1 protein-coding gene is annotated in these 890 nt (G+C 35.3%); it reads left to right on the plus strand.

Features of this window, described 5'->3' with window-relative positions; genetic code table 11:
* Positions 1 to 455: exopolysaccharide biosynthesis protein (locus tag ACJ5GX_RS03810; RefSeq protein ID WP_495292718.1), on the plus strand; the 455-nt coding region annotated here is incomplete at its 5' end.
* Between the last annotated feature and the right edge of the window lie 435 nt (positions 456 to 890).

Consider the following 890-nt stretch of genomic DNA (forward strand, 5'->3'; position numbering starts at 1 on the left):
CAACCATTCTTTCTATACCTTTAATCTTATTTTCACTGCAGCTTCTATTTGGGTTTGATTCTCCTTGGATGCCTAATTGGCTAGAAAGGAAATCTTTTCAACGTTCAACACTAGCTCTCGTGGTAGAGAAAACTTCACCTACATTAAAAAAAATAGAAAAGTTCATGAAACCAAGAATGTCTTTCATTTTTCGTGGTCCTGGTGAAAATATTTTAGCATTTATAATGCTGCTTTGTGCATTATCGATAGCAATCCCACTTCCTTTAACTAACTTCATTCCTGCAATTGGTACAACTCTCATTTCACTGGGTATCATGAGCAAAGATGGATTTCTCTCTATAATGGGAGTATTAGTATCATTGTGTGGGTTATTACTTACTCTTGTCGTAATAGTTAAAGGACCACAGCTTATATTTGGAGCATTTTCTTTTCTAAAAAGCTTTGTATATGGTTAAGCTTTACAACACTTTAACAAAAAAAAAAGAGCCCTTTACACCGATCGATCCAATGTTAACCACAAAACATAATCTTTCATACAACATGTGCTGACATATCTCATCAACATATTAAAGGACCGATTCAGAAAATCACTAACGTTTGAAGAAACTATTGAGCCCTTGAAACTAATGACTAGCGGGTCGGTAACGGTTATAAATGATATTATTGAAATCCTTTCCTTTATACAATAATGCGCGTTTAATTTGTTTGTAGCGACACTGCCGTTGACCAAACGTACGTTTTTGCGAGCGACAGCTCAAAAAAGAACCGCGTGTAAGTGAAATAAAGGTGACATGAATGACAGATCGATCAGCTGTTTTGGGTTACCTACTATGGAAACTTAAAATATTTTTGCCATACTTCAATTTTCAACCTATGTTACATGGGGAAAG

This window comes from Wolbachia endosymbiont of Tuta absoluta, assembly GCF_059414725.1.